The organism is Mycolicibacterium arseniciresistens, assembly GCF_030519285.1.
Taxonomy (GTDB): domain Bacteria; phylum Actinomycetota; class Actinomycetes; order Mycobacteriales; family Mycobacteriaceae; genus Mycobacterium; species Mycobacterium arseniciresistens.
Window position 1 is genome coordinate 1 of record NZ_JAUMSQ010000314.1, and the last position, 9,798, is coordinate 9,798.

Annotated in this window: 6 protein-coding genes and 1 pseudogene; 1 reads left to right on the plus strand and 6 read right to left on the minus strand. The window is 68.7% G+C overall.

The window, feature by feature from the left end; genetic code table 11:
• Window positions 1-200 precede the first annotated feature (200 nt).
• The 6 genes from eccCb to Q2100_RS26870 are packed head-to-tail and all read right to left on the minus strand — an operon-like array spanning window position 201 to window position 8,776.
• The gene (gene eccCb / locus Q2100_RS26845) at window positions 201-1,961 is read right to left on the minus strand and encodes a type VII secretion protein EccCb (protein ID WP_264014132.1); all 1,761 of its coding nucleotides are present in this window, start codon (window positions 1,959-1,961) and stop codon (window positions 201-203) included.
• Entirely contained in the window at window positions 1,958-4,186 is a 2,229-nt protein-coding gene (gene eccCa / locus Q2100_RS26850; protein WP_302916509.1) for a type VII secretion protein EccCa, read from the minus strand. Before eccCa ends, eccCb begins: the two co-directional genes overlap by 4 nt.
• Window positions 4,183-5,655: a type VII secretion protein EccB gene (gene eccB, locus Q2100_RS26855; protein WP_302916510.1), complete on the minus strand. Its 1,473-nt coding sequence runs from the start codon at window positions 5,653-5,655 to the stop codon at window positions 4,183-4,185. The genes eccCa and eccB overlap by 4 nt, the downstream gene beginning before the upstream one ends.
• A 1-nt stretch (window position 5,656) precedes the next feature.
• Entirely contained in the window at window positions 5,657-7,381 is a 1,725-nt protein-coding gene (gene eccA / locus Q2100_RS26860) for a type VII secretion AAA-ATPase EccA (RefSeq protein ID WP_302916511.1), read from the minus strand.
• Window positions 7,374-7,928, minus strand: coding sequence for a YbaB/EbfC family DNA-binding protein (locus tag Q2100_RS26865; RefSeq protein ID WP_302916512.1), 555 nt, complete (start codon window positions 7,926-7,928; stop codon window positions 7,374-7,376). Before Q2100_RS26865 ends, eccA begins: the two co-directional genes overlap by 8 nt.
• Window positions 7,929-7,939: 11 nt before the next feature.
• Window positions 7,940-8,776: an ESX secretion-associated protein EspG gene (locus tag Q2100_RS26870; protein ID WP_302916513.1), complete on the minus strand. Its 837-nt coding sequence runs from the start codon at window positions 8,774-8,776 to the stop codon at window positions 7,940-7,942.
• Between the two features lie 588 nt (window positions 8,777-9,364).
• On the opposite strand from Q2100_RS26870, the pseudogene Q2100_RS26875 reads away from it, so the two are divergent.
• Window positions 9,365-9,798 (plus strand): annotated as a pseudogene (locus Q2100_RS26875) (MinD/ParA family ATP-binding protein); the annotation flags it as partial.

Below are 9,798 nucleotides of genomic sequence, written 5' to 3' on the forward strand. Positions count from 1 at the left end.
CCGCCCGCGAGACCGCGGGCGGCGTTCGCGACGACCTGGCCGCCGACGCCGATGGCTCCTGGATTGTGCTGCAGCGGTTCCATGTGTCCTGCTCCTTGACTGCTGTCTACTTACGTCCGGGATAAAAGTTTGCTGGCGATTGATCGCCGACGTTGCTGTGCGCTCTGGATCAAATCCTAACCGCCCCGCGAGGGGGGTCTTCACACCAATTCTTCGGGGGGGTCGACATACGCCGCCTGCACCACCTCCTTGCCGTCCGGAGAGACGAGAAGTGCCTGGCCAGGGGGTCGTCGCCGGAGTTTGAACTCACTGGTCGGGAACTCCGACTTCTCCCCGGACAGGAACAGGGTGGGCGATCCGGCGCCGTACGCGGCGCCCACGAACTTGTCCATGGTGGCGCGGTGGGCCTGGCTCATCTGACAGGTCACCACGAGGTGCAGACCGATGTCGGCGGCCGCCGGAAGCAGCGGCGCCAGCGGCGATGTCGGCGGCAACATCCCCGACGCCGCGACGATCATGTGCCAGTCGTCGACCAGCAGGACCACGTCCGGGCCGGTCCACCACGACCGCGAACGCAATTGTGCGGTGGTCAGGTCCGGCGGCGGGAGCCGCTTCTTCAGGTTGATCGCCAGCGCCTTGATCGACTCCTCGAGCGTCGCGTGATTGCGGTTGACCGCCCCCGCGTCGAGGAGATGGCTCTGCGGCACCGCGTCGAGCAACGCCGACCGGTAGTCGGCCACCATGAACCGGACCTGCTGCGGGCTGTTGCGCTTGCAGATGGCCTGCGCCACCGCGTGGGCGATGGTGGTCTTGCCGGACTTCGGCGCACCGAAGATCAACAGATGCGGCGTCGCGCTCATCCGGTTGTACGCCACCGTGAGGTCCGACTCGCGCACGCCCAGCGGGATCGTCCACCGCGTGCGGTAGTCGGTGTCGGGTCCGGGCGGGTTCGGGTCGAGCTCGTGCAGGTGGATCTTGTCGGGCAGCACCCGGACCTGAGGGGCGCTGTCGGTGTACTGAGCAGCGATGTGCTGCACCGCCGCCGAGATCGCAGGCACCATGTTCTCGGCGCTGTGCACGCCGTCCAGCCTCGGCACACCGATCATCAGGTGGTGCTTCTCGATCGAGATGGCGCGGCCAGGACGGTTGGCCGGGATCTCCCGGGTGATGCGGTCGATCTGGGTCTCGTTGACGTCGCCGAGCCGGAACTCCACCTTGGTGCCCAGGTAGTCGCGGACACGCGCCTTCAGTTCCGTCCAGCGTGGCGTCGAGATGACCACGTGCACCCCGAATGCCAGGCCCTGGCCCGCGAGGTCCTGGACCACGGGTTCGAGGTCGGGGAACTCGCTCACGAACGCCGGCCAGCCGTCGATCACCAGGAAAACGTCACCGAACGGGTCGGCCGCCGCCGGGCTGTTCGGGTCCTCGCGCATCTCACGGTACGAGGCGATGGAGCCGACGCGGTACTGCTTGAACATCGCCTCACGGGCCCGCAGCACGGCCTTGACCTCGGCCACCACCCGGTTCACCCGATCCGGCTCGGCGCGGGTCGCGACGCCGCCGACGTGCGGCAGGTCCTCGAGGTACATCAGGCCGCCACCGCCGAGGTCCACGCAGTAGAACTGCACCTGGCGCGGCGTATGGGTGGCCGCCGCGGAGAGCATCAACGTCTGCAGGAACGTCGACTTGCCCGTCTGCGGTGCGCCGCCGACGGCGATGTTGCCACCCGCCGCGGAGACGTCGATCCCCCAGATGTCCTGCCTGTGCCTGCGTGGCTCGTCCATGATCCCGAGGCCGAACCGCAGCGGCTGACGCTGGTAGTCGCGCTCGACCAGTTCGTTGACCGGTGTCGGATCGGTCAACGGCGGCAACCACATCCGGTAGGCCCGGATCTCGCCGGTGGTCAGCTGACCGAGCACGACCTCGCGCAGCACCCGCTGTTCGGTTTCACCGACCGTCATGACGCACCTGCCGCATCGAGAATGGGCGCCGCGGTGAACTGGTGGATCCGCACCCGGTTCTGAGTCCTGGCCCTGGGCTTGGCATCTCCGTCGTCCTGGGTGAGAGCCGTCGGCACGTAGTTCACGCCGGTGTACACACTGCGGAACTTGGCCGGGTCCTCCATGCCGACCCGCAGGAAGCCAACGCCACTCTCCTTGTTGGTGATGTACTGCGCCTCCGGCGTGCCGATCACCGCCTTGGACTCCGCGGAACTGGTGGTGCGCAACGCGATCCGGTATGTCAGGTTGGGCTCGAGCTTGTCGATCCGGACGCCGCCGGTGTTCAGCGACTGCGTGGCGAGCAGCAGGTGCACCCGCAGCGAGCGGCCGACGCGGCAGATCCGGTCGAACAACTGGATGAAGTCCGGGTGGTTCTGCAGCAACTCGGCGAACTCGTCGACCACGACGAACAGCGTCGGCATCGGGGGCAGGTCCGCGCCGCGCTCGCGGTGCTTCTCGTACTCGGCCACACCCGAGAGCGCGCCCGCGGCGCCGACCTGGATGCCGGCCTGCCGCAGGATCGACTGCCTGCGGTCGAGCTCACCGGTGAGCACCTCGCCCATCCGGCTCACCAGCTCGGCTTCCTCTTCCATGTTGGTGACCACCGCCGCGGTGTGCGGCAGCTTCTCCATACCGAGGAACGTCGAGCCGCCCTTGAAGTCGGTGAGCAGCAGGTTCACCTGGTCGGGATGATGCGTGGCGGCCAGCGAGAGGATCAGTGTGCGAAGGAATTCCGACTTACCGGAACCGGTGGTGCCGATCAGCATGCCGTGCGGACCGGCGCCGAACTCGGCGCCCTCCTTGATGTCGAGGTACATGATGTCGCCCGACTTGAGCTCGTGGCCGAAGGGAATCCTCAGCCTGTCGCGGTCGGTGTCGGCGTACATCCGCCAGCGCGCCGGCGTGACCTCTTCGATGGTCTGCGCGCCGACGAGCTGGTGCCATTCGGTGGCGACCTTCTTCTGCACGCGGACGCTCTTGTCGATGATCGTCCCGGTGATCGACCAGCCGGCCAACTTACGGGCGAGCCGGCCCGCCTGCCCCGGCGTCATCCTGTCCGCGACACGCAGCACCGGACGGAAGTTCTGGTTGTGCATCTTGTCGTCCGCGCTGCCGTCCGGATTGACCTTGATGCGGTAGGAGGACTTGTGATTACCAAGGGTGATCACGGTGACACCGGCCCGCCCGTCGACCGGGAAGCCGGCCCGGCCGCCCGTCAGGTCGACGACGACGATGTAGGGCCCCGTCGGCACGGCGTCGGCCGTGTGCGGCCCCCGGGCGGTCAGGTCGCTGAGCCCGTCCGGACGGGTGAAGACCAATCGGGTGGCGCCAGCGGCGTCGGTGTCGCTCTGGTGCTGCACGTGCGGCAACCACTTGAGCCAGGACCACTGCGGATCCTCGGGATTGTCGGTGAGGACCCGGATCTGGAGCAGGTCCGGCGGATGGAACACCGCGAGATGGCAGATCATCGCGGTCAGCAGACCCGCTGCGCCGCCGAGGTCACCGCCGACGGCGATCGTCGGAAAGGTGCGGGTCTGCAACAACTTCGGGCAGTCGTGAATGAGGCCGTGGGTGCGCAGGAACTTCGTCACCCACATGTGACTGACCGGCTCCAGGTGCGGCTGCGGGGCGCCTGCCGGGCCCGCGAGTTCACCGCCGACATTCGGCTTGAGCAGACGGTCGACGGCGGCCTCGGCGCCGATCCCGATCCGGGTGGAGGAGAAGAAGTCGGCGTTGGACTGGCGCGACCACTGCCGGTGGGTCCCGATGATCGACAGCAGGTCCTCGGGGTGCGGCGCGTGGTAGTTGAAGAACGTCACCTGAGCGGCGGCCGATGAGGTGACGCGGGTGCGCAGCCCCGACAGGTAGCGCAGGTACTCCTTGCGGTCGGCGTTGATCTCGGGCACCTTCTTGCCGCCCGAACCGCCGCCGGCCATGAAGCCGACCGTGCCCATCACCATCATCAGCGGCATCATCAGCATGTACGGCGAGAGTTGGCGCACGCCGGTGAAGATCATGATCGCGATCATGCCGAGCATGCAGCCGCCCATCACCCACGGCAACGCCCGCTGCAGGCCCGACGGCGGGATCTCGACACCCAGGTCGTCCGGGGGTGTCACGTTGATCTCGCCGGGTGTCAGCCGCGGCCCCCGCTTGATGGTCGGGGTGAACTTCTTCGTCGTCACGGGCCACCTCCGGATGCCGGTGCCGGGGCTCCGGCGCCTCCCTCGACCTTTCGCGGACTGGGGTTCGGCGGCAGGGTGTCGTGCTCGAGCAGCGCCGCCTCCTTCGACAGCACGGGGCCGTCGACCAACAGCTTGACTACCTGCCACGGCGCGGTCTGCGGAGCGGACAGCCCGAGGTTCTTCGCCGTCTCCTCGTCGGGCAGGCCGTAGCGCACGCCCTGCGGGTCGATGTAGTACAGGCTCTCGCCGTAGCGGGGATCGGGGGACTGCAGCCGGATGTACTGCCCGCCGTCGATGTAGACGGTGGCGTCGCCGTCGATCTGCTCGATGCCGGTGTTGAGGGCCGACGCGGGCACCGGCAGACGGCGTCCGGCGATCACCGAGGTCTTCGGCGCCTGGTCGCCCGGCACCCGCTCCCACGACCAGCACAACGCCGGATCCTCTTCGCGCAGCAGGATGTCCAGCGCCTTGTCCGGCAACGGCGACACGTAGACCTGCTCGGAGATCCCTGCCACCACGCTCGCCTCGACGGGCGGCGGCTCGATCAGACCGTAGGAGTTGGTGGCGCGCAACGCCGCCGCGGTGGGGTCGTTGACGCGGGCCACGCCGTCGGGCAGCACCACATAGTGCTGTTCGCCCTTCTCCGTCACGGTCTTGAACACGGACGCGATCACGAGATTCGGTGGCAGGCCGAGGGTGTTGGGCTCGCCGGCACGGGCGATCTGCGGCAGCTGCCACGGCCCGACGTTCGGCAACGCGTTGAACAGGCCCTCCGAGATCGGGGCGGCCTTGGCGGTCACCGGGATGCCGACCGCCGACGTGACAGCCCGGTCGGCCAGATCGATGGAATGCCTGCCGTTGTCGGTGATCAGCCAGTCGGCGCCCTCGTACTTGACGAGCATGCCCTGATCGGGCCGCATCGGGGCGACCGTCGAGTCGAGCGCGAGGCGTCGCACGATCACCGACGACTGCACCGTCGGCTTCGCGCTCTCGGGCTTCTCGACGGTGTCGCACAGCGTCCACATCGATTCGGCGGCACCGGCGACCGGGGTGGCGTACGGCGCACCCGGGATGCCGATCGGCTGGCCTTTGGACAGCCGGTTCAGTTCGTCGGACTTGACCGCGACCGGGGTACCCGCACTGCCGAGCACCAGCCGCGCCGAGGTGAGGTTGTACACCGGCCGCAGCTGGCCGTTCCCCGGCAGCACCACATACAGCTGGTTGGTGGCCCGGTCGACGAGAAGGCTGTCCCCGCCCCGCTTTCCGAGCGGCTTGAAGTACGCCAGCAGGGCGGCGCCGAGGCAGATCAGCACCGCGATGATGATGCCCGCCGACACGGCGCGGCTGTAGAACTGCAGCGGATCGTCGAACATCCGGGTGTCGCGGCGGACGATCGCGTGCTCCACCCGGCGCAGCAGGAAGCGCCAGCCGCTGACCTGCACCTTGGTGGTGAGCCGGAAACCCGCCATGTCAGCCGCTGATGTTCAGTCGGGCGTGCACCGCTGCGATCGCCGAGGCCATGTCCTCGCCGTCGATCTCACTCAATTGTTCGACCCCCAGATTGTCGAAATCCAGTGAGCGGGACAGCCGCATGTCGCGGTTCTGCTCGCCGGCCTCCACGAGTTGGCGTGCGTAGCGGCCGTTGCCCGCGATGTCGAGTGCCGGCTTGCCGCCCAGCGCCCGCTGGCTCAGCAGCGTGGCCGCCTCGTGCACCCGCTTGGCGGCCTCATCACTGAGCATCGAGTCATTAGCCGTGGCAATGACTTTCGCGATGTCGACGATCTCGTCAGGCGAATACGAGTCGAACTCGATGCGGTTCGCGAAGCGCGACCGCAGGCCGTCGTTGCTCTCCAGCAGACGGTCGATGTCGGCGCTGTAGCCGGCGATCACCACCACCAAGCGGTCGCGGTCGTTCTCCATCCGGGCCAGTAGCGTGTCGAGCGCCTCGGTGCCGAACGGGTCGGCGCGCCCGTCGCGCTCCTGCACCAGCGTGTAGGCCTCGTCGATGAACAGCACGCCGCCCACCGCACGGTCGATGGTGCGGGCGGTCTTCACCGCCGACTGCCCCTCGTACTCGGCGACGAAGTCCTTGCGGGACGTCTCGACGAGCTTCGGTTCGGCGATGACGCCCAGCCCGGCAAGGATGTTGGCCACCACCCGGGCGATCGTGGTCTTGCCGGTGCCGGGCGGGCCGGTGAAGATCATGTGCTTGGACGTCTGGGCGACCTTCATCCCCCGGGCCGCACGGATCTTGGCCATCTGGGTGGCGGCGCGGTACGCCTCGATCTGTTCCTTCACCCGGCTCAGCCCGATCTGGCGGTCGAGTTCCGCCTGGGCCTCGGCGAGCAGCGTCTCGCGGCCCGACGTGTCGGCCACCGCGCTCGCCGGATCCCACGGGTCGGTGCGCGCGGCGATCTTCTCCGCCGTGGTCGTGGCCAGGCGGTAATTCGAATCTCGCAGCGCCGCAGTGACCTTCGGCTCTGGGTGGTTGGCCTGCAACCACTCGAGCAGCACGTTGGCGGACTCTTCGTTGCCCTGGGCACGCCGCGCCATCGCCAGGTACCAGGCGATGGCCGGGGCGCAGGCCTCGCCGACAGGTGTGCCGTTGGCCTCGGTGAGCCGGCGGTCCGCCTCGGTGAACAGCCCGAGGTTGGCCGCCGCAACGCCGTGCGCGACGGTCGCCGCGGCGGCCAGGAACTTGTCCGGCCAGCTGCCCGCGCTGCGGACCTGCTCGATCACGTCCGTCCAGCGTTCCCCGGACGCGAGGATGACGGCCTTGGTCCAGGAGACCAGGTGCTCCGCGCCCGCGGCGGGCGCGTTGTCGAGCGCCTCCATGGCATCGGCGTGGTTGCCCTCCGACGCCTCCTGGACGGCGAAGCCGAGTGTCAGCGCCAACGGCGAGACCACCGGATAGCTGATGTCCTTGCCGAAGATGCCACCGATCGCGACGCGGGCGCCGAGTGCGTTCATCGGCACCTCGGCCGCGCCGGCCAACCTGCCGAAGTGGGACCGCGAGTACCAGGCCCGGAAGAGCGTCACCCGCTCGCGGTCGCCGCACCGGATCCGCCCGACCCAGGCGTCGCAGGCGGTCTCGTCGTAATTCGTGATCTCGGTGAAGAGTTCGAGGGCACGTGCCGGGGACGTGGGCAGCATGCCCACCGCGGTGCCGAAAAGGCTCGCCAGGTGATCACTCATGGCTGTCTTCATACCTCGTCGCGAACACCTCGGCCCGCCGGGCATCGGCCTGCTCCGGGCTGGGCAATTCCAGGTCTCTGGCGAGGAAGTCGCGGGTGGCCACGTCGCTGTGTCCGTGTTCGCGCATTCCGTCGAGCATGAACGAGTACTGGGCGGACCGGGCGTCCATCGTGGCCAGGCCGGCGATCACGACGATCTCGTCGGCGAGATCGGCCTCGGTCATGCCGACCACGTTCGGGGACAGCTCGATCTGCTGGATGCGCCCGTCGAGGAACGCGGTCACGGTGACCGTCCCGGGCGGGTTGGTCACCGCGAAGGCGGCGCCGGGACCCTCCTCGTCGGTATCCGGGGACTCGACCAGGTACAACTCCGCACCGGCAGCGTCCTCATCGTCGCTGTCGTCGCTCTCGTAGCCGCCCGCGGGCAGGTAGTCCACGAGCGCCGCGAGGTCGGCCTCGTCCACCGCGCCCGAGTCGGACGGGTAGCCGAGTGCCGCGAGGCCGTCGTAATCGTCCGAGGCGTCGCGTGGCGGAGTGTCACCCACCATGTGGACCTTCCTCAATCTGCGAACGGGCTGTCCGGATCGGTCTTCTCGAACCAGCCGCCCGATGGCAGGAACTCCACGAGACCGTCCAGTGCGCGCTGCAGGTTGTCCTGGGTGCCGGGCAGGAAGCTGCCGTAGAGCTCGCCGTTGACGCGGCGGGGAATCGACACGATGCGACCCTGCCGCGAGTCGAGCACTCCGGCGGCGACGTCAGCCGTGGTGGTGGTGCCCCCGGGATGGCGCTCGGTGGCCGTGAGCTCCACCCAGCTGGCCGGTTCGTTGATGATCTCGGCGTAGACGCGGGCCGACGGCACCGGTACACCGAGCGCCGTCAGCGCTTCGGCGGTGCGGCATTCGGCGAGCCTGGCCGCCACGCCGGTGAGCGGTTCCACGTGCGCGGCCTGGGCGCCACCGAGCACAGCGGTCACCATCCCGGCGAGGCCGACCTGGGGCGCGATGCGCTGCAGGACCAGCATCTCGTCATCCCGGGCGGCGACCACGTGGCGTTCGCCCTTGCGCACCACGACGAAGCGGACCATCTTGCCGCCGAGATCGCGGCGCCACCAGCGGCCCTCGAGGACGCGGTCGGGCCTGCTCAGGGTGTCGACCATGGCGGCGACCTCGGGATGCGGCTGGCCGTAGATGTCGAGCACGCCCTGGGCGGTGAGGTCGCGCGCGACCTGCTCCCAGACGATCTCGCGAAGGTCGGGTTGCGGGATGTTGAGCCGGATGCCGAGAGCCACCGGGAAGTCGACGAGGTTGAGCCGGTCGGCGATGACCAGCATGCCGTCGATCGTCACCTCCACGCCGACGACGTCGTCGATGTGGGTGGTGCTCGTGCCGGCCGTCATCGCAGCGACCCCACGAGTTCGCCGCCGCGAACACCTGCCGGCCGCGCGAACAGGGCCACATCCACGCTCACGTGCGGTCCAACCGCGGTGTTCGGCGACTCCGCAATCCGTGCCTCGCCGCGAGCGGCGACATCACGGACTTTGCCAGAGACGCCAAAACCGGCACGCTTACCCATAACACCCGACCCCCTTTACCGCATGCGAGCGTACCAGCGAAATCGACACCGCCAACGCACTAATTCACAGGGCGTGAGCCCGGTCCGTCAATTTGGTCGGCAATGCTACAGCAATGGTTCTGACCACATGGTTGTGCCGTTCAAGCGGAATAGACACATGCGTCAGCGAACGTCCGATGGAAGACGGACGGTCTCGGAGGGCGCCGCTCGCGCAGCAGAACGGCACAGCGCCAGGATCCTTGGCCGTGGTCGGCGGCCGCTCCCGCCGACGGCCCGCACTACGAAAAACATGCCAAACGGCTGTATTTGCTGGCCCGCGCGCCTCCCCAGCCACCGCGCAAGGGGGCGCGGGTAGTTGATACTGGAAACCGGCCGACAACCGCGTCGTTGAAGTTCCGGAGGAGTAATTGCAGTGACCGACCGCGATGACGCACTGCGGCGAGAACTCGGCTGGACGGGTTCGGAGGAGACCGACTACGAGCCCGACACCGGGCCGACCGGACCCAGGATTCCTCCTCAACCGCCGGCCTCCCGCCGGCCACCCGTCGACTACCTCCCGCCCAGAGACAACCCGCGGCCGGCCACTCCGGATCAGTCCCCGCCGCGCGCGGCCGACGAGGCGCCGCCGTCGACCGACGCTGACGACACCCAGCCCGAACCGATGCGGGAAGCCGAACGTCCCCGCACCAGCTTCCGCGAACCGCAGGCCCCCGCCTCGCCGCCGAACCACCCGCCACCGAACCAAGACGTCCGCCCGCCCGCTCCGCAGCGACCCGAACCAGGCTGGGGTCCGCCGCCTCCGGGACCGAACTGGCAGCAACCGCGTCCGCCCGGCCAACCCGGGCC